Genomic DNA, 26608 nt, shown 5'->3' on the forward strand with positions numbered 1-26608 from the left:
GGGAGAAGGGGAAGGCTGTGCTACATCTTCACCCGCTCCGCTTTCGGATCGTACATCGGTTTCAGCGATGCTTCCGCGGCGAAACGCTCGCCGGCGATCTCGATCTCGTAGGACGAGCCAAGCACTTCCGCCTCGCTCTCGCCCTGGCAGGGCACATAGCCGAGGCCGATCGCGCCGCCGAGATGGTGGCCGTAATTGCCGGAGGTGATCGGGCCGACGATCTTGCCGTCGCGCAGGATCGCTTCGTTGTGGAAGAGCAGGGGCTCCGGGTCTTTCAGGCGGAATTGCACCAGCCGGCGCGACAGGCCGGCTTCCTTCTTGCGTAGCACCGCGTCGCGGCCAATGAAGTCGGCTTTGCTCGTTTTCACGGCGAAGCCAAGGCCGGCTTCCAGCACGTTGTCCTCGTCGGTGATGTCGTGGCCGAAATGGCGGAAGGCTTTTTCGATACGGCAGGAATCAAGCGTGTGCAGGCCGCACAACTTCAGGCCGACATCCGCGCCGGCTTCGGCGATCGACTCGAAGACATGGGCAGCCTGTTCGGTCGAAACGTAGAGTTCCCAGCCAAGCTCGCCGACATAGGTGACGCGGTGGGCGCGGGCGAGGCCCATGCCGATCTCGATCTCCTGAAATGTGGCGAACGGATTGGCCTCGTTGGAGAAATCGTTCGGGCTGACCTTCTGGATCAGTTTTCGCGCTTCCGGCCCCATCAGGCAGATGACGGCTTCGGCCGCGGTCACGTCCGTGATGACGACGAACTCGTCGGCAACGTGCCGCCGCAGCCAGGCGAGATCGCGCTGCAGCGTGGCGCCTGGCACGACGAGGAAATAGGCTGTGTCCGAAAGCCGCGTCACGGTGAGATCGCTCTCGATGCCGCCCTTGGCGTTGAGCATCTGCGTGTAGACGATCTTGCCCGGCGCCACGTCCATGTCGTTGGCGCAAAGCCGCTGCAGGAACGCGCAGGCATCGCGGCCTTCGACGCGGATCTTGCCGAAGGACGTCATGTCGAACAGGCCAACGCCATTGCGCACGGCGAGATGCTCTTCGCGCTGATTGTCGAACCAGTTCTGCCGCTTCCAGGAATAGCGGTACTCGCGCTCCTGGCCGTCGTGGGCGAACCAGTTGGCGCGCTCCCAGCCGGCGACTTCGCCGAAGACGGCGCCGCGGGCCTTCAAATGTTCATGCAACGGCGAGCGGCGGACGCCGCGCGAGGTCGCCATCTGGCGGTAAGGGAAATGGTCGGCATAGAGCAGGCCGAGCGTTTCGGAGACGCGCTCCTTGAGATAGCGGCGGTTCTTCTGGAACGGCTGGGCGCGGCGAATGTCGACCTCCCAGAGGTCGAAGGGCGCCTCGCCGTCGTTGATCCATTGGGCCAGCGCCATGCCGGCGCCGCCTGAGGAAACGATGCCGATCGAGTTGTAGCCGGTCGCCATCCAGTAGCCGGAGAGTTCCGGCGCCTCACCGAGATAGTAGCGGTCGTCGGGCGTGAAGCTTTCCGGGCCGTTGAAGAAGGTGTGGATGCCGGCGGTGCCCAGCATCGGCATGCGGTTGACGCCCATTTCGAGGATCGGTTCGAAATGGTCCATGTCCTCGGGCAACTGGTCGAAGCAGAAATCCTCGCGGATGCCGTCCATGCCCCAGGGTTTCGCCACCGGCTCGAAGGCGCCGAGCATCATCTTGCCGGCGTCCTCCTTGTAGTAGGCGCACTCGTCCGGCACGCGCAGCACCGGCAGGCGGGTAAGCCCGGGGATCGGCTCGGTGACGAGATAGAAATGCTCGCAGGCGTGCAGCGGGATGGTGACGCCGTTCTGCCGCCCGAGCTCGCGCGCCCACATGCCTGCGCAGTTGACGACGATGTCGGTCTCGATCGTGCCTTGCTCCTCGCCCTGCGCCCAGGAGACGCCCGAAACGCGGCCGTTCTTGGTGTGGACCCTGGTGACCTTCACGTTCTCGATGATTGTCGCGCGGCGCTGGCGCGCGCCCTTGGCGAGTGCCATGGCGATATTGGCCGGATCGCACTGACCGTCGAGCGGCAAATGCACGGCGCCGACCACGTCGGACACGTTGAGATGCGGATACATCTCACTGACTTCGCTCGGCGAAATCTCGCGCACGTCGACATCGAAAGCACGGGCCAGAGAGGCCTGCCGGTAGATTTCGTGCTTGCGCTCCTCGGTCAGCGCCACGGTGATCGAGCCGACCTGGCGCATTCCGGTGCCGACATCGGTCTCGGCTTCGAGCTTGACGTAGAGGTCGGCCGAGTATTTCGCCAGCCTTGTCATGTTCTGCGAGGCGCGCAGCTGGCCGATCAGGCCCGCCGCATGCCATGTCGTGCCTGAGGTGAGCTGCTTGCGTTCCAAGAGCACGATGTCGGTCCAGCCGAGCTTGGCCAGGTGATAGGCGACCGAGCAGCCGGAGACGCCGCCGCCGATGATCACGGCGCGGGCCTTGCTGGGGATGGTCTTGGTCATGCTGCCTCGCGGCGATAGTTGGAAGCGAAGCGGCGCACGCGAAGCGCTGCTTCCTTCAGGATTGGCTCAGGCTGGCAGAGGCTGATGCGGATGTGACCGGCGGCGGCTTCGCCGAAGCTCGAGCCGGGCATCACGCCGAGCTTTTCCTGGTCGAGCAGCGCCCAGGCGAATTTCTCGTCGTCGGCCTCGACGGCGGAGACATCGAGCATGACGTACATGCCGCCTTCGGAGCCGCGCACGGTGACTTCATTGGCGCCGCGTAGGGCATCGAGGAAGACGGTGCGGCGGGCGGTGTAGCGCTCGGCAATGTCCTTCACGCCATAGTGGTTTTCGAGCGCTTCGGCGCAGGCGATCGAGATGAAGGCCGGCAGGCCGTAGGTCGTCACCAGGTTGAGATCGCTCATCAGCGCGATCATCGCCTTCGGGCCGGTCAGCCAGCCCATGCGCCAGCCGGTCATGCCATGGCTCTTCGACATCGAGTTGATGACCAGCGTGCGTTCGGCCATGCCGGGCAGCGAGCGCGGCGAGATATGCTCGCCGCCGCCGAGCGTCCAGTAGACCTCGTCCGACAGCAGCCAGAGATCGTGCTCCTTGCAGATGTCGGCGAGCTGTTCGAGCCGTTCGCGCGAATAGACAGCACCCGTCGGGTTGTTCGGTGTGTTGATCAGGATGGCGCGGGTGTTGGGCTTCAGCGCGGTGCGGATCATGTCGGCACGGGGTTGGAACCCGTCTTCGGCCGGCGTCTCGACGACGGTGAAGCTGGCGCCGGCGGCGCTGAAGGTGTTGGGGTAGGTGGCGTAATAGGGCGCGATGACGATGGCGTGATCGCCCGGGTCAAGCACACCTTGCACCGCGGCGTAAAGTGCTGCCTGGCCGCCTGGCGTGGCGATGACCTCGTCGGGCTCGGTCAGGACGCCTGTGCAAGCCGTCGCGGCTGCCGCCATCGCCTTGCGCAGGCGCGGCAGGCCGGGCAGCGGCGTATAGTGATGATTGCTGCCGCGCACCGCGTTGACGCAGGCTTCGATCGTCTCAGAAGGCGTGTCGAAGTCATGATCGCCGACCGACAGCACGATGATGTCCTCGCCGGCCTGTTTGCGCATCCAGGCGGCGAAATGGACTTCCCAGCCGTCCTTGCCGGAAGGCACGATGCCGGTAATGCGCTTTGATGGTTTTGGCATCAAGAAACTCCCGAGATCTGGTGGCCGGCCTGCAATAGCCGGTCGCGCAGGGCGGCGATATGGGCTGGTCCGACCTCGCAGCAGCCGCCGACGATTTCGGCGCCGGCTTCGACCCAGCCGATGGCCTGGTCGGCATAGGCTTGCGGATCAAGGTCATGGCGGGCGTGCAGCACGTCGACCGTGCCGCCATGCTTTAACGCCTCGACCGAGGTGAAGCCATTAGCGTAGGCGCCAACCGGTCCGCCAAGAGCGATAAGTTCCGGCAATGCGGCGGCGATGGCTTCAGGCCGGCAGCAGTTGAGCAGCCGGGCCGCGACCGGCATGTCGCCGAGGGCGCCGGCCGCATCGGCAATGGTTTCACCGCTGCGCAGGCGCGGCGCGCCATGGTCGGCGAGCGTCCAGGACACCCACACCGGCTTGCCGCTCTCCGAGGCCGCGGTGACCGCCGCGCGCGCCTCATCGGCGGAAGCCATGGTCTCGCATAGAAACAGGTCGACGCCATCCGCCTGCTCCGAGACGATGCGGCGATAGATATCGAGCGTGTCCTCGAACGATATGGTCAGCGCCGGCGCGTAGCTGCCGAACAAAGGCGACAGGCAACCGGCGATCGCGGTGTCGCCGGCCTCGTCGCGAGCCTGCCTGGCCAGTTCGATGCCGCGCTTCTGCAAAGGCTTGAACAGGTCTTCCGCGCCCTCGCGCGCCAGGCGCTCGGGCGTCGCCGAATAGGTGTTGATGGTGATGACGCGGGCACCGGCGCGGATGAATTCCGCATGCAGATCGCGCACCAGATCGGGCTCGTCGATCAGCACCCTGGCCGACCATAGCGGCGTCGGTTCGGAACTGCTGCGCCGGACCAGTTCCTGGCCCATGCCGCCATCGGTGAGGATGACGGAGGTCATGCCCGCAACCTCTCGTTCTTCGGATCCCAAAGTGGCTCGTCGTTCTGCACGACGGCTTTGAAGCGATCGCCAAAAATCTCGACTTCGACTGCCGTGCCAGGTTGCGTGAGATCCGTGCGCAGCATGCCGAGCGCGATCGATTTGTCGATGCGGTAGCCCCAGCCTCCCGACGTCGTCTCGCCGACGATCTTGCCGTCGTGCCAGAGCGTCGACATAGAGGGCGCATCGCAGTCGCCGGGATTTTCGACGACCAGCGTGACGAAGCGCTTCTTCACGCCCTGCTGCTTCTCGTTGAGCAGCGCCGCCTTGCCGCGGAAGTCGGGCTTGTCCCATTTGACGAAGCGTTCCAGCCCGCCCTGCAGGATCGAATAGTCGGTCGAAAGATCACCCTTCCAGGCGCGGTAGCCCTTTTCGAGCCGCAGCGAATCCAGCGCATACATGCCGAACGGCTTCAGCCCGTGCTTCTGGCCGGCGGTCCAGACAGCCTCGAAGACGGTTGGGGTGTCCGTAGCCCTGGTGTGGATCTCCCAGCCAAGCTCGCCGGCGAAGGAGACGCGCACCAGCTTCGCCCGGCGTCCGGCGATGGTCGTTTCCTGATGCGTCAGCCAGGGCAGGGTCAAATCGGCATCGCACACCTCGGCCAGGATCTTGCGCGAGTTCGGACCGGCGAGGATCTGGGTTGAATATTCCTCGGTGCGGTCTCTCAGCGTGAAACCCGCATCGGCTGGCATGCGCGACTTGAGCCATTCGAAGTCGTGCCACTGCGCCACCGCGGCGGTGATCAGCGTCATCTGGTCCTCGCCATGGCGGACCACCGACATTTCGGTGACGATGCGGCCTTTGTCGTCGGCGAAATAGACGAGGCCGATGCGGCCGGGCTTCGGCACGAGACCGGTGACCTGCAGCGCCAGCCAGTCGGCGGCGCCCGGGCCTTGGAGGTTGAAGCGCGAGAAGCCAGGCAGGTCGAGGATGCCGGCGGCGTCGCGCACGGCAAGGCATTCCTCGCGCACACGCTTCTGCCAGGGTCCGTCGCGGCGGAAGGTCAGTGTCGCTTCCTCGGATGTGTCGTCGCCGGGCTGCGCGTACCATGTCGCGCGCTCCCAGCCATTATAGGCGTCGAACTGGCCACCCAGCGACTTGATGCGATCGTGCAGCGGCGACAGCTTGCGATTGCGCCCCTCCGGCCAGGCATGGCGGGGGAACTGGATGGCGTATTCGTTGCCGTAGATCTCCATGCCCTTGGCAACGCAATAATCTGGCGCGGACGCGAATGACGTGAAGCGGCGCGGATCGCAGGACCACATGTCCCATTCCGTCTGGCCCTCGGTCACCCATTCGGCCAGCACCTTGCCGGCGCCGCCCCCTTGCGCGATGCCGAAGGTGAAGACGCAGGCCTCGAAGGCGTTCGGCACGCCGGGCATCGGGCCGATCAGCGGGTTGCCGTCCGGTGCGTAAGGGATCGGTCCGTTGATAACTTTCGACAGGCCCGCCGTGCCGAGGATCGGCACGCGTGCGACGGCGTCGGCCAGGTAGTGCTCGAGACGGTCGAGATCGTCGGGGAAGAGCTGGAAGGAAAAATCCTCCGGCATCGGATCGTTATGGGTTGCCCAATGCGCGCGGCAATTGCGCTCATAGGGGCCGAGATTCATGCCGCTCTTTTCCTGGCGCAGGTAATAGGACGTATCGACGTCGCGCAGCAGCGGCAGTTTCTTTCCCTGCTCCTTCGACCAGGCCGCGAGCTCGGGAATTTCCTCGAACAGGATGTACTGATGGCTCATCACCATCATCGGCACTTCGCGGCCGAACATTTTTCCGACCTCGGCGGCGCGGTAGCCGGCGGCGTTGATGACGGTCTCGCAGCGGATCTCGCCTTGCGGCGTCGCGACCACCCATTCGCCATTCTCGCGGCGCACGCCGGTGACCGGACAGAAGCGGATGATTTTGGCGCCCATGTCGCGCGCGCCCTTGGCGAGCGCCTGCGTCAGCTGCGCCGGGTCGATGTCGCCGTCGCTCGGATCGTAGAGCGCGCCCTTCAATTCATGCGTCTCGATGAAGGGATAGCGGCGCTTGATCTCGTCAAGGCCGACGACGTCGATGTCCATGCCCTGGTAGCGGCCCATGCCCTTGGCGCGCTGGAATTCCTGCATGCGCTCCTTGCTATGGGCAAGCCGGAGCGAGCCGGTGACATGGTAGTTCATCGGATAGTCGACCGCGTCGGCGAGGCCCCGGTAGAGCTCGGTCGAATAGCGCTGCATGTTCATCAGCGACCATGACGAGGAGAAGGTCGGCACGTTGCCGGCGGCATGCCAGGTCGAGCCGGAGGTCAGCTCGTTCTTTTCCAAAAGCACGCAGTCCGTCCAGCCCGCTTTGCAAAGGTGGTAGAGCGAGGAGGTGCCGACGACACCGCCTCCGATGATCACCACGCGTGCCGTGGTCGGCAAACCGGCCATGCTTTTTCTCCCAGTTCAAAGCGCGCCTTCGCGCTTTGATTTTTGTTTGATGCATGCCGTTGTCCCAAAACCGCTGAACTCTTTTGGGCGGCATGCATTGGTCAATATACCGGCGGTGAAACCACCCAGATGACGACCGCCGGCTCGGCGCCTGGATTGCGCCAGCGGTAGGTTTTGCCCTCGAAGCGGAAGGAGTCGCCTTCGCCAAGCCGATGCCAGACGCCCGCTATCTCGATGTCGAACAATCCTGAGGCGATGTATCCAGCCTCCTCGGTCGGCCGCAGCGCGGGTGCCTTCATTTCCGCGCCGGGCGCGAACACAGAGCGCACCATCTCGAAGCTACCGCCGAGATCGGGTGACAGAAGCTCCTCCACCAGGCCGGATTCACTTGTGCCAAGCACACGCCGGCGGCCGGCGCGCACGATCACGCCGCGCTCCTCTTCGACAGGCACTTCATGGCTGAAGAACAGGCTGATCGATACGCCGAAGAGGTTGGCAAATGCCCTGAGGTCGCCGAGCGAGGGGATCGAGAGACCACGCTCGACCTGGCTGACCCAGCCGACCGAGCGGCCCAGCTTGAGCGCAATTTCAGCGAGTGTGAGGCCGCGCGCCTTGCGAAGCGCACGGATGTCGCCGGCCAGCAGCCGGTCGCCATTGTCCTGCTCCGATTTGGTTGCCGCCGGGGTCAAATGTTTCTCGTGAAAAAATCTGGATAAATTTCATGAGAGAGCAAACCGGTGAAAAAATCAAGAGGATTTTCATGGGCCGCAAGATTTGCTTGCGCGATTTCGGCGGTTGATGCAAAGGCTCGCGCACGAGCGGCGAGTGGGGCGTCCGGTCGGGGACCAGTTTAGCTTATAGTCTGCGGATGGTCGTTGGGGAAATCGGGTTGCGGGTTTCCGGCCATGCCTAAAGGGACGGCCCATGCTTGAGAAGAACATCCGGATCGCATCGGATGCGGAGATTGTCGACGAGGCGATCATATCGCGCCGGTCGGTGCGCGCCTTCCTGCCCGATATGGTCGATGATGACACGATCCGCGCGATCCTGGCGGTCGCCGCGCGCGCGCCGTCCGGCACCAACATGCAGCCGTGGCGCGTCTATGTCACCAAGGGCGAGGTCAAGCAGCGCATCAGCGACGCCATCCTCAACTCGGGCATCCGCGCCGAAAAAGCCGAGTGGGACGAGTACCGCTACTATCCCGACCAATTCTTCGAACCCTATCTCACGCGTCGCCGTGCCAACGGCTTCGGCCTTTATGGCGCGCTGGGCATCGGCCGCCGCGAGGTCGACAAGATGCGGGCTCAGCACGACCGCAACTTCATCTTCTTCGACGCGCCGGTCGGCATGATCTTCACGATCGACCGGAGACTGAACCAGGGCTCGTGGATCGACTACGGCATGTTCCTGCAGAACATCATGGTGGCGGCGCGGGGCAGGGGGCTGCATACCTGTCCGCAGGCGGCCTTCGCGCCCTATCACAGGCAGATCAGGTCGGTGCTCGATATTCCGGACGAAGAGATCGTCGTGTGCGGCATGGCGCTCGGCCACGAGGACACGTCGAAGCCCGAGAACGAGTACCGCACCGACCGCGCGCCGATCGAGGATTGGGTGAGGTTCGCGGAATAGCGTCGGCGCAGGCGTTAGTCGGTGCTCATATGGGCGCCATGACCGCTGACATGGGCGCCGTCCTGCGGCGTCAGCCTCAGATAGGCCGACAGCGCGCAAAGCGTGATCAGCCCTTCGATGACGAACAGGATGCGGTAGTCGTTGATGCTGGCCTTGCCGCCGCCGGCAAGCAGCGACAGCAGTGCCGCCGCGAGGCCGACGCTGATCGCCACCGCAAGCTGCCACAGGATGTAATAGAGCGCGCTGAAGCGCGCGAGCTGCTCCGGCGCGATATCCGAATAGGAAAGATTACCGGTCGAGGCCCATTGCACGGAGCGGAAGACGCCGAAGGCGAAAATATAGGCCAGCACAATCCAGGCCGGCAGGCTTTCGTGCATCAGGGCAAAGCCCGCGACCAACAGGGCGACGATCGGCGTGTTGGTGACCAACACGCGCCTGAAGCCAAAGCGGTTCAAAAGGCGCGGCATGAAGAAGCGCATCATCAATGACCCTATCGCGGCGACGAAAGTCAGCGATCCGGCCTGCACGGCGCTCATGCCGAAGCCGAGCTGGAACATCAGCGGCAGGAGGAAGACCACCGAGCTCAGACCGATCGTGTCGAGACCGCCGCCGGTGAGGAAGGAGATGCGGAAGGTGCGAATGCGCAGCAGCTTGAGGTCGAGCAGCGGATTGCGGGCGCGCAGGCAGTAGAAGGCGGCAACCGTCAGGATGATGATCGCCAGGCCGAGCTGCAGCGCCATGCTGCTTGCGGTCGCATCTTTGGCAGCGACCGAATCCATGCCGAAGACCAGCAGCGCCATGCCGCTGCCGACGAGCAGGAAGCCGGGAAAATCGAATGGCGTGCGAACCGGCTTGGTCGTCGTTGGAAACAGCGAGGCGGCCAGCAGCGCCGCGGTTAGCGCGATAGGGATGTTGATATAGAAGATCCAGCGCCACGAGACATAGGTGGTGAGCGCGCCGCCGACGAGCGGCCCGACCAGCGGCCCCGATTGGCCGGCGAGCGAGATATACATGTTGATCTTGAGCGTGCGGTCGCGCGGGAAGCTAGACAGGATGACGACCTGGCCAAGCGTGCCCATCAGCGCGCCGCCACAGCCTTGCAGGGCGCGCGAGCCGACCAGCATCCAGATATTTTCCGAAAGGCCGCAGAGCGCCGAGGCGCTGGCGAAGACGAGCAGCGCGAAGCAATAGACGTTGCGCAGGCCGAAGCGGTCGGCCAGCCAGCCACCGAGCGGCATGGTGACGATGAGGCTCGCGACATAAACGGTGATCAGCAGGCCAAGCTGGCTTGGCGGGCGATCGAGGCTCTCACCGATGCCGGGGAGCGCCGTGACCACGACGTTCTGGTCGAGGCTGGTCATGAACACGCCGCAGGCGACGGTTGCCGGCAGCAGCATCGACGGGACGTCCGCCGGAGCAAAGCGGGTCGTGGCCGTCGCCGAAGTCTCAACAGTCATGGAAGGGTATGGTCGAACTGGTTGCCTGAGCGGACGTTTGCCATGGCAAACGCCGATGATTCCTTATCTATCGGCCCTGCCGGCCAACGCTCAAGCAGCAGTTGTAGCCGTCGATAGTGCCAGATACCGGCTGGACCGAGGCGTTGGCCCTACTGCACCTCGTAGCCGACTTCCTCGCTGGCGTGGCACAGCGCCTTCCAGAACGAGCGTGCGAATGAGCGGAAGACATAGATGTCGAACTGGTCGGCGCCGCTGCGCTGGATCTGGGCGAAGATGTCGTGATGGTTGGTCGAGCGGCCGGCGCCGAGCGGGAAGGCCGGCAAGGCGAAGTCGATGGCAAAGAATTTCGCCATCACCCATTCGGCCTTCGGGCCGGCGATGCGGATCGCGGTGCGGCCATGCGAAAGATCCGTCAGCGTACCGATGGCCGGCGTGATGGCGCCGGCGAAGGCAGCGGCCAGGCCTTCCGCCTCATCCACCACGGTGAATTTTCCCGGCGCGAAGCCGAAAACGGCATGGCCACCGCTGCTCACGCCGCCGCCGGCGCCGTCGGGCAGAGCGAGCCCGGTGACCTTGCGGATGGCTTCGATCAGCCGCTTTTCTTCGCCCGGCCATGCGGCGAGCTGCAGGATCGAGCCCGGCCGGGTTTCGGACAGGATGACATCGACGCCATGTTCGAAATTGCCATGCGAGCCCGGGTGATACTCCGGCTCGAGGGGCGATTGGCGCTCGGGCAACTGGTGCTCAGCCATGCATGCGGCTCCCGTCCGGATCGTAGAAGTGGTTGGAGACGATCTCGATCGGCCCGAACCGGTTGCGCAGCGGATCGGAGACGAAGGCGCGCGTGCCGTGGCGGCCCTTGCCGCCCTCGACCAACGCAAGCGCTATGTATTTGCCGAGCGCCGGCGAATAGCAGCAGGCGGTGATGTGGCCGATCGAATCGTGCGGATTGGCTTCGTCCAGCTCCTCGACGATATGTCCGCCGCCGTTGAGCGGCCGGTTGTCGAGAGCGACCAGGCCGACCAGCTCCAGCCGGTCTGACGCGACCAGCCCCTCGCGGTCCATCATGGCCGAGCCGATGAAAGGCTTCTTTTTCGACAGCATCCAGTCGAGGTGGAGATCGCGCGCCGTGGTGCGGCCGTCGATCTCTGCGCCGGTGACATGACCCTTCTCGATGCGCATCGTGCCCAGCGCCTCGAGCCCATAGGTGACCAAGCCGAACGGCCTGCCGGCTTCGATCAGAGCCTCCCACACGTGGGTGCCGTGGCCGGAGCCGGAATAGACCTCGAAAGCCATTTCGCCGGAGAAGGACAGCCGGCAGATCAGCACCGGGACGCCGGCGATTCGGCCATGAACGATGCCCATGAAGGGGAGGGTGGCGTTGTCGACGGCGGTGCCGGTGACACAAGAGGCGAGGATGGCCCGCGCGTTCGGTCCGCCGATCGCAGCACCCGCCCATTCGTCCGTGACGGAGGTCACGGTGACCTTCAGCTCCGGCCAGATGACGTCGAGAAAATACTCCAGATGCTGCATCACCTTGCCGGCATTGGCGGTGGTGGTGGTCATCAGGAATTCCTGCTCGCCGAGCCGCCAGGTGGTGCCGTCGTCGAAAGCAAGCCCGTCCTCGCGCAGCATCAGCCCGTAGCGGGCCTTGCCGACGGCTAAAGTGGAGAACATGTTGATGTAGACGCGATCGAGGAACTCGGCCGCGTCCGGTCCTTGAACCGCTATCTTGCCCAGCGTCGAGACGTCGACCATGCCGGCGCTTTCGCGCGTCGCCTTGGCTTCGCGGACATAGGCCTGCTCGACCGTCTCGCCGGCAAGGCCGTAGATCATCGGGCGGTACCAGAGGCCGGCCGAATACATGGTCGCGCCATTGGCGATGTGCCAGTCATGCATCGGCGTCAGCCGTTCGGGCTTGAGGTCGCCGAAACGCTCGGCAGCGAGCGAGCCGATCGACACCGCCGTGTAGGGCGGGCGGAAGCGCGTCGTGCCGACTTCGGGGATCGGCTTGCCCAATGCCTCGGCCATGATGGCCAAGCCCGGCACGTTGGAGTTCTTGCCCTGGTCGGTCGCCATGCCGAGCGTGGTGTAGCGCTTCAGGTGCTCGACCGAGACGAAGCCCTCGCGATGCGCGAGCCGCACGTCCTCGGCGGTCACATCGTGCTGGAAGTCGACAAAACTCTTGCCCTTGGCCTTGATCTCGAAGACCGGCGCCGGATCGGGATCACCGGGGGCGGCTTCGACGACGGGAAGTGGAGCGGGTGATGCAGCCCCGCCGGCGGCCTGAAGGCCAGCCGCACGGCCTTCGGCGATGGCCTCGGCGGTCGAGAAGCTGCCGGTGAAGGCGCCGGCGCCGATCCAGCGCTGTGTCGGTGGCGGCGGCAGGAAGGCCTGCCGGGCCGCATCCCATTCGGCTCTGGCGCCTGCCTGGCTGGCGAGATGGATGGTCGGCGACCAGCCGCCCGACATCAAAAGGCTGTCGGCATGGATGCTGCGATCGTCGCCGCTGAGCGCACCGCTCATGGCGTCGAAGCGTTGCACCTTGAGGCCGGTGAGAGCCTTGCCGCCCTCGGTCGCAACCACGGCATGACCGGCAAGCAGTTCGGCCTCGGCTTCGCTCGCCAGCTTACGCATCTCGTTCGAGACATCGCCGCGGACGTCGACGATGGCAACGACCGCGGCGCCGGCCTTCTTCAAGGCAAGGGCCGAGCGGTAGGCGCTGTCGTTGTTGGTGAAGAGCGCGATGCGCTGTCCCGGCAGCACGCCATATTCATTGGCGTAGCGTTCGGCCGCATGCGCCAGCATGACGCCGGGACGGTCATTGCCCGGGAACACCAGCGGCCGCTCGAAGGAGCCGGTGGCGAGAACCACGGTGCCTGCGCGGATCGCCCAGTAGCGCTGGCGCGGCTCGCCCTTGGCGGCCGCTTCCTTGTGGTCGGTCACCCGCTCGAGCGCGGCAAGCGTGTTGCCGTCGTAATAGCCCCACACCGTCGTGCGCGGCAGCAGGCGGACATTGTCATTGCCTTCGAGTTGCCCGACCGTGCGCTGGGCCCAGTCGGCGGCAGGCGTGCCGTCGATGGTTTCGCCCGACCAGTTGGCGGAGCCACCAAAATGGGCTTCGAGCTCGGCGAGGATGACGCGGGCGCCCTGGTCGGCGGCGGCCTTCGCCGCCATCAGGCCGGCCGGACCGGAGCCGACGACCAGCACGTCGCAAAACGCGTTCATGCGCTCATAGCGCGATGGATCGGGCGCGGTGCCAGCTTTGCCGAGGCCGGCGGCGCGACGGATGAAATGCTCGCAGAACATCCAGAAGCGCGTGCCCTTCAGCGGGCCGATCACCGGGCCCATGAAGGTCTTGTAGTAGAAGCCGGCCGACAGGATCTTGCCGCCGAGCTGGTTGAGCGCGCCGATGTCCCAGGCGAGCGAGGGGGAGCGGTTCTGGCTGACGGCGACGAGCCCGTCATAGATCTCGACCATGGTGGCGGCAATGTTCGGTTCGCGCACTTCGCCGCGCAGCACCGTCACCAGCGCGTTCGGCTCCTCGACGCCGGCGGAGAGCAGGCCGCGCGGGCGGTGGTATTTGAAGGAGCGGCCGAACAGCGTCACGCCATTGGCGAGCAGCGCCGAGGCCAGCGTGTCGCCGGCATGGCCGGTGTAGGGCGCGCCGTCGAAGGTGAAGCGGATGGTGCGCAGCCGGTCGATCCGGCCGCCGGTTTCGGCACGGCGCGGGCTCACGAGCGGCCCTCCGCCTTGTGGCCGCCACGGGCGAAGGCAGTGCTCCGGATCTCATGCGTGAGCGTGTTGCGCACGACCCTCAGGTGCGCGCGGCAGCCGCCGGAATGCTGCCAGATCTCATTGTGGTCTCCCGCCGGGTTCAGCCGGTCATAGACATAGGCGTTCCAGGCGTCGAGGTTCTGCGAGGCCGGCTGCGGCCGCTCGCGGTTGCCGTCGCCCTGGTAGGTGAATTCGATGACGTCGCGCGGGCCGCAATAGGGACAGGTGATCAGCATTTTTGTTCCAGACCCTAATGCAGCCGCGGCGTGGCGCCTTGGCCTTTGTCGTCGATGACCAGGCCGCGATAGAAACGGTCGAGCGTGAAGGGCGCGTTGAACTCGTGCGGCTCGTCCTTGGCAATGGTGTGCGCAAAGCACCAGCCCGAGGCGGGCGTCGCCTTGAAGCCGCCGTAACACCAGCCGCAATTGAGATACATGCCCGGCAGCGGCCCGGTGGTGATGATCGGCGAGCCGTCCATCGTCATGTCGCAAAGCCCGCCCCAGGAGCGCAGCATGCGCACCCTTGCCAGGCCGGGAAACAGCGCCACCATCTCGCTCATCACCTCATCGACGATCGGCAGGCTGCCGCGCTGGGCGTAGCTGTTGTAGCCGTCGAGGTCGCCGCCATAGACGAGGCCGCCCTTGTCGGACTGCGAGATGTAGAAATGGCCCATGCCGAAGGTCAGGATGGTATCGATGATCGGCTTCAGCGATTCCGAGACGAAGGCCTGCAGCACATGGCTTTCGATCGGCATATGCGAAATGCCGGCAAGCTGCATGACGCGACCGGTGCTGCCGGCAACCGCAAGCGCGACCTTCTTGGCGCGGATTTCGCCGCGCGTCGTCGACACGCCGGTGATGCGGCCGCCGTCGCGCAGGAAGCCGGTGACCTCGCAATTCTCGATGATGTCGACGCCGCGCCGGTCGGCGCCGCGCGCATAGCCCCAGGCAACGGCGTCGTGACGGGCGCTGCCGGCGCGCCGCTGCATCAGACCGCCAAGAACCGGGAAACGGGACGACCCGGATACGTCCAGCGCCGGCACAAGCCGCTTGATCTGGTCGACGCTCATCAGGTCCGCGTCGACGCCGAGATGGCGCATGGCGTTGCCGCGCCTCGCATAGTCGTCGAGTTGGGCAGGTGTGTGCGCGAGGTTCAGGCAGCCGCGCTGCGAGAACATGACGTTGTAGTTCAGATCGTGCGAAAGGTTCTCCCACAGCTTCATCGAATGTTCGTAGAAGCGGGTGTTCTGCGGCAGGAGATAGTTGGAACGCACCGCCGTGGTGTTGCGGCCGACATTGCCGGAGCCCAGCCAGCCCTTTTCCAGCACCGCGACATTGGTGATGCCGTGTTCCTTGGCAAGGTAATAGGCGGTCGAGAGGCCGTGGCCGCCGCCGCCGATGACGATGACGTCATAGGAAGCCTTGGGATCCGGCTTGCGCCAGGCGGGCTTCCAATCCTTGTTGCCGGTCAGCGCGTTCTTGAGCAGCGAGAAGGCTGAATATTCCGCCATTCGTCCTATCGTCCTTATGATGCGAGGCGGCAGACTATAGAGCAGGCGGGAAGCGCAAAGCCAAGATTGCGCCATCGCTTTTCGACAGGCCGACTCTCGCCGACACGATCGGGACGGCTTGCCGCCTGATAGGCCGGTCTTTATCAAGGGCGGAAATTTCGAGGATTTTCCGGCCGCGATTCGCCACAACGTCATGTTCTTCCGACTGCTACGCCTGATTCTGGTCGCCATTGTCGCTGTCTTCGGGCAGCCGGCGCTCGACGCGTCGGCGCAGGCGATCGGCCATGGCTCGTCGCAGCTCATCGCCGACCAGACGAAGGTCATCCAGGACCTGACGGCCAAGACCGACGGCCTGGAGAAGAAACTGAGCGACCCCGACCAGGACGATGCGGGGCTTGTCGACATCCGGTTGCAGCTCGAGGATATTTCGCGGGCGGCGCTGACCAGTGCGCTGGCATTCCGGCAGCGCCTCAACGACATCAACAACCGCGTCGAAGTGCTCGGCGCGCCACCGGCACAGGGGCAGCCCCCCGAGCCGGCGATCGTCAGCAACGAGCGCGGCGCGCTCGCCTCGGAGAAGGCCGAGATCAACGCGGTCGTCGCCAGCGCGCAAAACCTGTCGATCCGCGTCAACGGTCTGGTCGACAAGATCGCGGTGATGCGCAGCGAGCTTTTCCGCAGCGTCATCACCAAACATTATGACCTGACCGAAGCGCTGAGCCCGCAGGCCTTTTCCGACGCGCACGAACAGATTACCGGCCTCTACAAGGCGGTGTCGTCCTGGCTGAGCTTCGCCGTCAAGTTCAAGTTCCAGGCGATTCTTGCCGCAACGCTCATGGCGTTGGCGCTGGCGGCCGTGCTGTTGATCGGCGGCAGGCGCCTGTTCGGCCGCATATTCGAGGCCGATCCATCCGTCGATGATCCGTCCTATCTCAGCCGGCTGTCGGTGGCCTTCTGGTCGACGCTGCTGCCAACGCTGGCGCTCGGCGTGTTCTTCGCCTCGGTCGTGTTCTTCTTCAATTATTACAACGTGCTGCGGGGCGATATCGGCACGTTCCTCATTGCCTTGCTGACGGTGATCGGCATGGTGTTCTGCGTCAACCGGCTGACCAATGCAGCGCTCGAACCGCGCCTGCCCAACTGGCGCCTGATCCCGGTCGCGACCGGTCCCGCGCGCTGGCTCGTCGGGCTGACGACCGCCATGGCGCTGGTGCTCGGCTTCAATTACTTCTTGTCGGTCGTCAACGAGAAGATGGGCTCGCCGCTTTCGCTGACCATCGCCAGGAGCTTTGTCGCCACCATCATCATTGGCGTCATCCTGATCCTGATGGGGTTGCTGCGGCCGTTCAGGGCGGCCGACGGCTCATGGCGTCCCTGGCCGGGCTGGCTTCGTTTCATCGCCATCGGACTTGGCCTGTTCACCATTGCCGCGACACTGCTTGGCTATATCGGCCTGGCGCTTTTCGTGTCGTTCCAGGTCGTGGTGACCGGGACCGTCCTGGTGACGGCCTATATCGGCTTCCTGTCGGCCCGGGCGATCGGCGAGGAGGGCGGCTTCGCCGATACTTCGGTCGGGCGCTGGCTTTCGACAAATTCCAGCTACGAGGATACCGCCCTCGATCAGCTCGGCCTGGTCGTCAGCATCGCCATCAACCTGATGATCGTGCTGGTCTTCCTGCCGTTGATCCTTTTGATGTGGGGTTTTCAGCCCGGCGATATCGAGGCCTGGGCCTACAAGCTGGCGACCGGCGTCACGATCGGTTCGGTGACCATCTCTTTCCTCGGCATCCTCAGCGGCATCGTCGTTTTCGTCATCGGCTATTTCCTGACGCGCTGGTTCCAGGGCTGGCTGGACGGCTCGGTGATGGCGCGCGGCAAGGTCGATGCCGGCGTGCGCAACTCGATCCGCCTGGGCGTCGGCTATGCCGGCGTGGCGGTTGCCGGCCTGGTCGGGATCTCGGCGGCTGGAATCGATCTTTCCAACCTGGCGCTGGTTGCCGGCGCGCTTTCGCTGGGTATCGGCTTCGGCCTGCAGAACGTCGTCTCGAATTTCGTTTCGGGCCTCATCCTGCTTGCCGAGCGGCCCTTCAAGGTCGGCGACTGGATCGTAGCCGGCGACGTCAGCGGCACGGTGCGGAAGATCAGCGTGCGCGCCACCGAGATCGAGACCTTCCAGCGGCAGTCGGTGATCCTGCCCAACTCGAACCTCATCAACAATGCGGTCGGCAACTGGACGCATCGCAACAAGCTCGGCCGCGTCGACATCAAGATCGGCGTCGCGTATGGCAGCGACGTCAAGCGCGTCCATGCCCTGTTGACCAACATTGCGCGCGCCCATCCGATGGTGCTGAAGAATCCCGAGCCGTTCGTTCTTTTCGCCAATTTCGGGCTTGCCGCGCTCGAATTCGAAATCCGCGTGTTCGTGGCCGACATCATGAACGGCAGCATCGTGCAGAACGATATCCGCTTCGCCATCTTCGATATCTTCGCGGAGGAGCAGATCGAGATCCCGTCCACACCGCGCGCCGTGGTCGAGACCAAGAAGCACGAAGCCTGGCCGATCGACGATGACAAGATCGAGGCCGAATTCGCGGAGCGCCAGAAGCTGGAGGCGGAAGCCGCCGCCGAGGAGGCACGGCTCGCCAAAATGAAGCGCAAAGGGCGCAAGCCAGATCCCAGCTAGGCTGCATCGGCGTTCAGTTGAGGCCGGCCTGCAAATGGCGGCACGCTGCGCTCATCCGGCGCCGAAACCAATTGTGGCATGAATGCGGCATTCAGTTGCGGTTCAGGTAACATCTCATATAAGCTTCGATGCAAAGGGCGAGAATGCCTTGCAAATTTGAACAGAGGCGGTGTGTGAAACACCGGAATTGCAATGTGGAAGTCTGTCGTTGCCGCCATCGCTTTGCTGGCCCTGGGCGGTTCGGCTTTCGCCGCCAGCGCGATCAACAGGGACGCTCAGACGCGGACCTTGGTCGTGACCGAAGGCGGCGCCAAGAGCGAGCTGACGCTTGGTGCCGGCGAGACGGTGGAGTTCTGCTCGAACGGCTGCTTCGTCACCCTGCCCAATGGTGACCTCGAAGCCCTGACCGGTTCCGAGACGGTCGAAATTTCGGGCGGTGCGGCCCGCATCAAGTAACCGTTGCCGCAAGATTGGCGGCGCAATATTGGCAAAGGCCGGACAGACGTCCGGCCTTTTATCGTTTCCGGTAGCTGTCGCTTAACGATGACGCCGAAAACCCGGAATGACAATGCGTTGCAACCGGGCGTTTTAACGTTCGCTCCGTCATCCCCCGCTATATCCAACCCGAGGACGCCGACACAGGCGTGGGTTGAATTGGCGCGTGGTCCTTTCCGAGATCGGAGTTTCGGGATCCTGCGCTCGATCGGGGCAGGACAATGGACGCGAGATCGGACAGGAACGCAATTCCGCTCGCGGTCGATCTCGACGGCACGCTGATTGCAACCGACCTTCTGTGGGAAGGCCTGTTCATCCTGCTCAAGAAAAACCCGCTCTATTTCTTTCTCCTGCCGTTCTGGCTGACCGGCGGCCCGGCGCGGCTGAAACAGGAGATCGCCAAACGCGTCGACATAGATCCGGCCTCGCTGCCATATCGCCAGGACTTGCTCGACCGGTTGCGCACCGAGCATCGGGAGGGTCGCAGGATCGTGCTGGCGACGGGAACGCCGCGCAAATTCGCGGAAGCGATCGCGGCGCATCTCGGCATTTTCGATCACGTGCTGGCGACCGACGGCCCGCACAACATGACCTCCGGCAGGAAATGCGCCGTGCTGGTCGCCGCCTATGGCGATGCGGGCTTCGACTATGCCGGCAACAGCCGCCACGACCTCAAAGTGTTCGACGCCGCGCGCAACGCGCTCGTCGTGGCGCCCGATCGCAGCGCCCGGCGCTGGCAGGCAGCGCATGATGCCGAGGCCATCCCGGCGCCGAAGCCGACGCTCAGGACATACGTCAAGATGCTGCGCATGCATCAGTGGCTGAAGAATGCGCTGATCGCCGTGCCGATGGTGCTGTCGCACGAATATTTCAATCCGAACATGATCTGGCAGTGCCTGCTGGCGTTCGTGTCCTTCAGCGCCGTGGCGTCCGCCATCTATATCCTCAACGATTTCTTCGACCTCGCACTCGACCGCAAGCATCCGACAAAGCGCAACCGGCCTTTCGCCAGCGGCGCATTGTCTATCCCGTTCGGCCTCGGCGCGATTTCCGCGTTGCTTGCGATCGGCATAGTCGCCGGCCTGTTCCTTCCGATCGAATTCCTCGGCGTGCTTGCCGGTTATTTGGCCGTCACCACCGCCTATTCGCTGTCGTTCAAGCGCATGCTCTTGGTCGATGTGTTGACGCTCGCCGGCCTCTACACGATCCGCGTGCTGGCCGGTGCTGCCGCCACCGGCGTCGACGTGTCCTTCTGGCTTCTTGCCTTCTCGATCTTCTTCTTCCTGTCGCTGGCGCTGGTGAAACGCTTCGTCGAATTGCGCACCACCGCCATTCCGCCGGGCGAGCGCATAGCCGGGCGCGGCTATCGCACCGAGGACCAGGAAATCGTCGCCCAGGCCGGCATGGCATCGGCCTTCTCCTCGGCGCTGGTTCTGGCGCTCTATATGGACAGCCCGGCGGTGCGCGAGCTCTACCCGCATCCGTGGTTGATATGGCCGCTGGCGCCGATCGTGCTTTATCTCACGATGCGCGTCTGGATCCTCGCCCGGCGCGACGAGATGCATGACGACCCGGTCGTCTTCATGATCCGCGACTGGCGCAGCCAGATCGTCGTCGCCATCGGGGCGGTCTTTCTCGTCGCCGGAGGCTGGTGATGGACGCCAAGCGCTTCGGCAGCTTCGGATTGGCGACGCCGCCGGCGCGCAAGGCGATTTCGGCGGACGAGGCGATCGCGCTTTTGAAAAACGGCACGGCCATGCCGGGATCGCTGCTCGGCTACGGCAATGGCCGCTCCTATGGCGACAGCTGCCAGAACGATGCCGGCATGGTGGTCGACATGCGGCCGCTCAACCGCATTCGTTCCTTCAACGCCGAGACCGGCCTGCTCGAAGCGGATGCCGGCACGCTGCTTTGCGACATCATCGCCTGTGCCGCGCCCCATGGCTTCTTTCCGGCCGTGGTTCCAGGCACGCAGTTCGTGACGCTGGGCGGCGCGATCGCCAACGACGTCCACGGCAAGAACCACCATCGGCGCGGTAGCTTCGGCTGCCATGTCGAGGCCTTTACGCTGCTTCGGTCCGACGGCCGAACCTATCGCTGTTCGGAGACCGACAATGTCCGCCTGTTCAGGGCAACGATCGGCGGCATGGGGCTGACCGGGCTGATCCTTTCGGCATCGATCAAGCTGATGCGCGTGCCGTCGCTCGATATCATTGAAAGGGCGACGCGGTTTCGCGACCTCGGCGAATTCTTCGATCTTGGCGAGGCGGCCGACCAGGCCAACGAATATGCCGTCGCCTGGGTCGATCAGCTTGCCGGCGGGCGCGGCCGCGGGCGCGGTCTTTTGTTCACCGGCAATCATGCCGAGCACGGCTCGCACGCCGCCGCGCATGCCGGCGCCCGGCTTTCGGTGCCGGCGCAGCCGCCATTCAATGTCCTCAACCGGCCTTTCCTCACTGCCTTCAACGCGGCCTACCGCTGGAAGAAGGGCAAGTCTCCGGCCCCGCGCCAGGCGGGCTATCAGGGCTTCTTCTTTCCGCTCGATGGCGTGCGTGACTGGAACCGGCTGTACGGGCCGCGTGGGCTTTTCCAGCACCAAAGCGTGGTGCCGGAGGCCAATGCCCGCCACACCGTGCCGGCGCTGCTCGATGCGGCACGGCAAGCGGGCCAGGGGTCGTTCCTGACGGTGCTCAAGCGTTTCGGCGATGTCCGCTCGCCGGCTCTGCTGTCGTTCCCGCGGCCCGGCTACACGCTGACGCTCGATTTCCCCAACCGGGGAGAAAGGACGCTGCGGCTGCTCGCCGAGCTTGACCGCATCACGATCGAGGCGGGAGGGGCGGTCAACCCCTACAAGGACGCCCGGATGGGTCCTGAGATTTTTGCCGCGTCATTCCCGCAATGGCAGCGGCTGGAGGCGCTTCGCGACCCGGCTTTCCTGTCGAGCTTCTGGACGCGGACGGCAAAAAGACTGGATGCGGGAAGAGGAGTTGCGGAAGCCGCGGAATAGATAGGATTTGAAATGAAGTGCTAAACCCAGATTTACTCAAACATTATCGCGGCTTCACGAAATATTTGCAGGTCTTTAGTAGGACTGCTCAAGGCGGGTGGCAACAATGAAATACATAATCTTCATTCTCTTCACTGTGATGACCAATGCCGCGGCGCAGCTGATGCTGAAGCAGGGCATGATGTCGATGGGCTCGATCTCCTTCGAAGGCGTCAATCCGCTCGTCAAGCTCTTGCAGATCGTGTTCAGCCCCTGGGTGTTCCTGGGCCTGTGCACCTTCGTCATCTCGATGGCATCGCATCTTTATGTGCTGTCCAAGGTCGAGCTCAGCTTCGCCTATCCGTTCCTCAGCCTCGCCTATGTCGCCGTGGCGATCTTTGCCTATTTCGTCTTCCGCGAGGACCTCAATGGCTGGCGCATCGCCGGCATCGCCTGCATCTGCGTCGGCACCGTGCTGATTGCGCAGAGTGGCCGAGAAATGGGTGGACGCGGGCATGAGGACCAGACCGCCTCCATCACTCCCGACAAGATCGGCACAAGCGAGATCGTTCGATGAGACATGTGATTTTCGGCGGCGACGGTTTCGTCGGCCGTCACCTTGCCCCCGGGCTCGTGGCGGACGGCGAGAACGTCGTCGTCGCCGACATCGTCAAGAGCGACTTGCCGCATTACCGCTCGGTGCGGTTCATCACATGCGACGTCACCGATCCGGCCTCGGTTGCCGCAGTCGGGCTCAGGGCGGACGACTTGGTCTATAATCTTTCGGCCAAGATGCTGTCGCCGATCCAGGTGCGCGCCAAGCGGCATGATTTCTTTTTCCCGGTGAATTTCCACGGCACCGAGCACATCATCCAGGCGATGGACAAGGCCGGCGCCTCGAGGCTCGTCCACTACACGACCGACATGATCTACGGCCACACGGTGGTGCTGCCGATGACCGAGGATCATCCGGTATCGCCGCTCGGCGAGTACGGGCTGTCGAAGCTCAAGACCGAGGAGCTCGCCGCCGAATGGCGCAAGCGCGGCATGTCGATCTCGCTGTTCAGGCCGCGTCTGATCATCGGACCCGGCCGGCTAGGCATCCTGGAGAAGCTGTTCAAGCTGATCGACTGGAATTTTCCCGTGCCGATGATAGGTTCGGGCAGGAATCCCTATCAGTTCATCTCGGTGTTCGACTGCGCGGAAGCCGCCCGCGCGGCCTGGAAAGCGGGCGTGCCGAACGAGGCCTATAATCTCGGCTCGCTCAATCCGCCGCCGGTACGGAGACTGCTGGGCGACCTCATCCGCCATGCCGGCTCGAAGTCGATCCTGCTGCCGACGCCCGGCTGGGCGGTCAAGCGCACGCTAGACCTGCTCGACCAGTTGAACATGCCGATCATGGATCCGGAACAGTATCTGATCGCCGACGAGGAATGCGTGCTCGACGTGTCCAAGGCCGAGCGTCAGCTCGGCTGGGTGCCGCAACATCGCGACGAGGACATGCTGATCGCCGCCTACAGCGAATACCGTGCCAAGAAGGACGGCCACGCCGTCGCCACCGAACACGTGCCTGCCGAATAAGGGCGACGAAGGGGAGATTTCGAGATGACCGTCATGGCCAAGCCGGAACACACGGGCGCGCGCACGCTGGTCGAAGCGCCTGCGCTTTCGCCCGCAGCAATAGCCAAGCCCGACCTGATCAGCGTCGAGCAGGCCAAGGCGATGGACGTCGCCCGCATCACCGACCTGTTCAAGGCGCATCTTAACCCGGGCCAGTTGCATTTCATGAAGCTGCTCGGCTTCCACAGGGTCAAGATCGAGCGCGCCGAGGGCATGTTCTATGTCGACCAGAACGGCCGCAAGATACTCGACTTCTTTGGCGGCTTCGGCTCGCTGGCCTTCGGCCACAACCATCCGCGCATCCTTGAAGCCCGGACAAAATTCCAGGAGGAAAAGCGCCAGGAGATCGCGATCGCCTTCATGTCGCAATATGCGGCCGCCCTTGCGCACAACATCGCCAAATGCTCGCCGGGCGATCTCGACATGGTGTTCTTGGGTTCGTCCGGCTCGGAGGCCATGGAGGCGGCGGTGAAGCTTGCCGAGCGCGCGGCGGGTCCGAAGCGGCCGAAGGTCGCCTATGCCGAGAATTCCTTCCACGGCAAGACCAAGGGCGTGCTGGCGATCACCGACGGCCAGCTCTACCGTGCCGATTTCAAGGTCGCCGACAATGTCGTGCGCGTTCCCTTCGCCGATATCGACGCCGTCGAGCGCTTGTTCAAAAGTGATCCCGAGATCGGCGTCATTGTGCTCGAAACCATTCAGGGCGGCGGCGGCATCATCCAGGCAGAGGCGCAATACTGGCAGAAGCTGCGCACGCTCTGCGACCGGCATGGCGTGCTGTGGGTCGCCGACGAAGTGCAATGCGGCTATGGCCGTTCAGGACGTTTCTATGCCTTCGAGCACTATGGCGTGGTGCCGGATGTGACGGCGCTGGCGAAATCGCTGGGCGCCGGCAAGGCGGCGGTCGGCGCCATGATCGCCAAACGCGATGTCTACATGAAAGCCTATGGCACGCCGAAGACGGCGATGATCCACGCCATGGCGACCTTCGGCGGCATGGGCGAGGCCTGCGTCACCGCGATCGAGGGGCTGAACGTGCTCTACGACGAGGGGCTGATCGACAACGCCGCCTCGACCGGCGAGTACCTTTTGCAGCGTCTGCAGGCGCTCAAGGAAAAGTACCCCAAGATCATCAAGGATGTGCGCGGCAAGGGCTTCATGATCGGGCTCGAGTTCCACGATTTCTCGCAGACATTGCCGATGGTGCTGCGCCCGGTGGTGAGCGTGCTCGACGACAAGCTGAAGGGCTCGCTGTCGGGCTTTGTCGGCTCGCTGCTGCTGCGCGACTATGACGTGCTCGTCGCCTTCACCGAATACAATCGCAACGTCATCCGGCTCGAGCCGCCGCTGATCTGCCAGCCCGAGCATGTCGACCGCTTCGTCGATGCCTTTGACAGCCTTTTGTCGCGCGGCATCGTGGCGATCGTGAAGGATTTCGTGAAAAGCCAAGTCGGTAAATAGAGGCCGCTGACGATGCTGACCAGGCCGCCCGCTCCGACCAATCCGCTGGAACGGTTGACCGGCGCCGGTCTGGCGTGGGGCGAGGGGGCTTATGCGAAATGGGCCGCGTCGATCGGTGCGGCGGCCTTCTCGCTCTATATCCTGCTCACCGCGGTGACTGCCTGGTTCATGCCCGACGCCAACTGGGACATGTTGCCCTATCTGGCGATCGCCGAGGAAAGCACCTATCCCGATCCGCAGGCCCTGCATGACTATGCCTACAGCACGGTCAGGGAGGGCGTGTCGGCGGGCGATTACAAGACGCTGACCGACGATGGTGGCGGCTTCCGCAGCCATATGGCCGAGAATGCCGCCGACTTCCATTCGCTGCTCGGCATGTACCGGATCAAGTTCCTGTACGCCGAAATCCTGTCCAGCCTCAGCCATGTCGTCTCGCCGGTCGATGCAATGCGGCTGGTGCAGGTGTTCTCGGTGCTTTTGTTCGGCGCCATCACGCTCGCCTGGCTGCGCGCGGAAGGCGCGCTCGCGCTGGCGCCGGTCGTTGGCGCGGTCCTGATCATGGCCGATTTCGGTGACGCGGCGCGTGCCTCGACGCCCGATCTATCGTGCTCGGCGCTGTTTCTCGGCGGGCTTCTTGCCTATGTGCGCAAGCGCGAGGCGGCGACGGCGGTCCTGCTTTTCCTTGCTTTCATGGCCAGGCCCGACAACATCGTCTTCCTCGCCATCTTCGCCGTGCTGCTCGTCGCTTACCGCGAGAGGGCGTGGGGCGCGCTGGCCGGCTTCGCGGTATCCTTCATCGCCTATTTCGCCATTTCGAACTGGGCGCAGCATCCGGGCGGGTGGCCGCATCTGTGGTTTTCCAGCATCGAGCAGCATTACAATATGGTCGGCTTCGAACCGCCGTTCTCGGTAGCGGCCTATCTCAAGGCCTTCGCCGCTTCGGTGATCCGCGCGATCAGCGTCAACAGCTGGGTCGGAGTGTCGGTATTGGCACTGGCCGGATGGTATGGCCTGAGCCGCGCGGGCTTCGGGCTCGACCGTCGCACCGGCATCCTGCTTGCGGCGCTCGTGCTTGGCGTGCTGGCAAAGTTCACCGTTTTCCCGATCCACGACACCCGCATCTATTTCCCCAATCTTCTGCCGCCCTTCCTGCTGCTGGCCGCGCCAACGATGGCGCTGTGGGCAGCGGCCAGCCAGGGCGGGCGCCGCGCCGCGCTGCAGGTCATTCCCGGAGACAAGTCATGAGCTCGCTGTCCAGCTTCGCGCGCGTCTTGCTCTCGCTCAGCCTTCCGTCAGGCCTGCTCGATCGTGGACCGGCGCTGCATGGCACGAAGTTCCTGGCCAAGGCGGCGCTCAAGGCGCGTTTTGGCGGACGGCCGTTCCAGATGGTCAATGTCGGCGCCTGCGACGGAGCGCTGTTCGACGACGTGACGCCCTGGCTGCACCGCATTCCGGGCGCGCGCGCCATGCTGGTCGAGCCGATCCCCTACAACCAGAAGCGTTTGCGCGCCAACTACCCCGATACCAGCCGCTTCGTCATAGAACCGGTGGCGGTGACCAAAACGAAGGGCACGATCACCGTCCACACCTTCGACGCCGCGGCGCTCGAGTCGGGCACGCTTCCGATAGAGTTCATCGGCTGCTCGTCGGTCACCGACACCAATTTGATGTCGGGCAAGAATGCCTGGGGCGAGGCGGACGCCAATTTCAACAGGTTCGCGCCGCATCTGAAGGACATAGAGGTGCCTTCGGAGACCTTGCAGACGCTGCTCGACCGCAACGGCATCACCCATATCGACGCTTTCCTGGTCGACTGCGAAGGCGCCGACTGGATGGTGTTCGATCAACTCGACCTGCAGCGCTACCGTCCCGGCATGATCAAGGTCGAAGTCGGCGCGCTGCCGGCTGCCGAGATCGGCCAGGTCGTGGTCAAGCTGAAGACCGCCGGCTATCAGGTCGGCTTCCAGGCCGAGGACATCTGGGCCTTCGCCTAAG

The 26608-nt window shown here is 64.2% G+C and carries 20 protein-coding genes; 10 read left to right on the forward strand and 10 right to left on the reverse strand.

What is annotated here, in order from left to right:
• Positions 1 to 20: 20 nt before the first annotated feature.
• The 5 genes from RFM98_RS00580 to RFM98_RS00600 form a co-directional block, all read right to left on the reverse strand.
• Entirely contained in the window at positions 21 to 2468 is a 2448-nt protein-coding gene (locus RFM98_RS00580) for a GcvT family protein (RefSeq protein WP_320307022.1), read from the reverse strand.
• Positions 2465 to 3646 (reverse strand): pyridoxal phosphate-dependent aminotransferase, encoded by a 1182-nt coding sequence (locus RFM98_RS00585; RefSeq protein ID WP_320307023.1) that lies wholly within the window; start codon positions 3644 to 3646, stop codon positions 2465 to 2467. The genes RFM98_RS00580 and RFM98_RS00585 overlap by 4 nt, the downstream gene beginning before the upstream one ends.
• A complete protein-coding gene (locus tag RFM98_RS00590) occupies positions 3646 to 4545 on the reverse strand; it encodes a homocysteine S-methyltransferase family protein (protein WP_320307024.1) in 900 nt (299 codons plus the stop codon). Before RFM98_RS00590 ends, RFM98_RS00585 begins: the two co-directional genes overlap by 1 nt.
• On the reverse strand, positions 4542 to 6995 hold the full coding sequence (locus RFM98_RS00595; protein ID WP_320307025.1) for a GcvT family protein: 2454 nt from the start codon (positions 6993 to 6995) through the stop codon (positions 4542 to 4544). The genes RFM98_RS00590 and RFM98_RS00595 overlap by 4 nt, the downstream gene beginning before the upstream one ends.
• A 101-nt stretch (positions 6996 to 7096) precedes the next feature.
• Positions 7097 to 7684 (reverse strand): helix-turn-helix domain-containing protein, encoded by a 588-nt coding sequence (locus tag RFM98_RS00600; RefSeq protein WP_430682231.1) that lies wholly within the window; start codon positions 7682 to 7684, stop codon positions 7097 to 7099.
• Positions 7685 to 7919: 235 nt separating this feature from the next.
• On the opposite strand from RFM98_RS00600, the gene RFM98_RS00605 reads away from it, so the two are divergent.
• The gene (locus RFM98_RS00605) at positions 7920 to 8624 is read left to right on the forward strand and encodes a nitroreductase (RefSeq protein WP_320307026.1); all 705 of its coding nucleotides are present in this window, start codon (positions 7920 to 7922) and stop codon (positions 8622 to 8624) included.
• A 14-nt stretch (positions 8625 to 8638) separates the two neighbouring features.
• Here the strand turns inward: RFM98_RS00605 and RFM98_RS00610 are convergent, their stop codons facing one another.
• From RFM98_RS00610 to RFM98_RS00630, 5 genes are all read right to left on the reverse strand, one after another.
• Complete coding sequence (locus tag RFM98_RS00610) at positions 8639 to 10081, reverse strand: MFS transporter (RefSeq protein WP_320307027.1); 1443 nt, start codon at positions 10079 to 10081, stop codon at positions 8639 to 8641.
• Between the two features lie 149 nt (positions 10082 to 10230).
• Positions 10231 to 10818 carry a sarcosine oxidase subunit gamma family protein gene (soxG, locus tag RFM98_RS00615; RefSeq protein WP_320307529.1) on the reverse strand — a complete coding sequence of 196 codons (588 nt, stop codon included), beginning with the start codon at positions 10816 to 10818 and terminating at the stop codon, positions 10231 to 10233.
• A gap of 7 nt (positions 10819 to 10825) precedes the next feature.
• Entirely contained in the window at positions 10826 to 13819 is a 2994-nt protein-coding gene (locus RFM98_RS00620) for a sarcosine oxidase subunit alpha (RefSeq protein ID WP_320307028.1), read from the reverse strand.
• Positions 13816 to 14094 carry a sarcosine oxidase subunit delta gene (locus RFM98_RS00625; RefSeq protein ID WP_320307029.1) on the reverse strand — a complete coding sequence of 93 codons (279 nt, stop codon included), beginning with the start codon at positions 14092 to 14094 and terminating at the stop codon, positions 13816 to 13818. Before RFM98_RS00625 ends, RFM98_RS00620 begins: the two co-directional genes overlap by 4 nt.
• A gap of 14 nt (positions 14095 to 14108) precedes the next feature.
• Positions 14109 to 15368 carry a sarcosine oxidase subunit beta gene (locus RFM98_RS00630; RefSeq protein ID WP_320307030.1) on the reverse strand — a complete coding sequence of 420 codons (1260 nt, stop codon included), beginning with the start codon at positions 15366 to 15368 and terminating at the stop codon, positions 14109 to 14111.
• Between the two features lie 193 nt (positions 15369 to 15561).
• On the opposite strand from RFM98_RS00630, the gene RFM98_RS00635 reads away from it, so the two are divergent.
• The 9 genes from RFM98_RS00635 (at position 15562) to RFM98_RS00675 (ending at position 26607) form a co-directional block, all read left to right on the forward strand.
• The gene (locus tag RFM98_RS00635) at positions 15562 to 18051 is read left to right on the forward strand and encodes a mechanosensitive ion channel family protein (protein ID WP_320307530.1); all 2490 of its coding nucleotides are present in this window, start codon (positions 15562 to 15564) and stop codon (positions 18049 to 18051) included.
• Positions 18052 to 18243: 192 nt separating this feature from the next.
• Entirely contained in the window at positions 18244 to 18507 is a 264-nt protein-coding gene (locus RFM98_RS00640; RefSeq protein ID WP_320213113.1) for a hypothetical protein, read from the forward strand.
• Positions 18508 to 18767: 260 nt separating this feature from the next.
• Positions 18768 to 20201, forward strand: coding sequence for a UbiA family prenyltransferase (locus RFM98_RS00645; RefSeq protein WP_320307031.1), 1434 nt, complete (start codon positions 18768 to 18770; stop codon positions 20199 to 20201).
• A complete protein-coding gene (locus tag RFM98_RS00650) occupies positions 20201 to 21553 on the forward strand; it encodes an FAD-binding oxidoreductase (RefSeq protein ID WP_320307032.1) in 1353 nt (450 codons plus the stop codon). The genes RFM98_RS00645 and RFM98_RS00650 overlap by 1 nt, the downstream gene beginning before the upstream one ends.
• A 106-nt stretch (positions 21554 to 21659) precedes the next feature.
• Complete coding sequence (locus tag RFM98_RS00655; protein ID WP_320307033.1) at positions 21660 to 22109, forward strand: EamA family transporter; 450 nt, start codon at positions 21660 to 21662, stop codon at positions 22107 to 22109.
• Positions 22106 to 23113 carry an NAD-dependent epimerase/dehydratase family protein gene (locus RFM98_RS00660; protein WP_320307034.1) on the forward strand — a complete coding sequence of 336 codons (1008 nt, stop codon included), beginning with the start codon at positions 22106 to 22108 and terminating at the stop codon, positions 23111 to 23113. The genes RFM98_RS00655 and RFM98_RS00660 overlap by 4 nt, the downstream gene beginning before the upstream one ends.
• A 24-nt stretch (positions 23114 to 23137) precedes the next feature.
• Positions 23138 to 24613 (forward strand): aspartate aminotransferase family protein, encoded by a 1476-nt coding sequence (locus RFM98_RS00665; RefSeq protein WP_430682232.1) that lies wholly within the window; start codon positions 23138 to 23140, stop codon positions 24611 to 24613.
• Positions 24614 to 24625: 12 nt separating this feature from the next.
• On the forward strand, positions 24626 to 25858 hold the full coding sequence (locus RFM98_RS00670) for a hypothetical protein (RefSeq protein ID WP_320307035.1): 1233 nt from the start codon (positions 24626 to 24628) through the stop codon (positions 25856 to 25858).
• The gene (locus tag RFM98_RS00675; protein WP_320307036.1) at positions 25855 to 26607 is read left to right on the forward strand and encodes an FkbM family methyltransferase; all 753 of its coding nucleotides are present in this window, start codon (positions 25855 to 25857) and stop codon (positions 26605 to 26607) included. The genes RFM98_RS00670 and RFM98_RS00675 overlap by 4 nt, the downstream gene beginning before the upstream one ends.
• Position 26608 lies beyond the last annotated feature (1 nt).

The organism is Mesorhizobium australafricanum (genome assembly GCF_033977265.1).
Taxonomy (GTDB): Bacteria; Pseudomonadota; Alphaproteobacteria; order Rhizobiales; family Rhizobiaceae; genus Mesorhizobium; species Mesorhizobium australafricanum.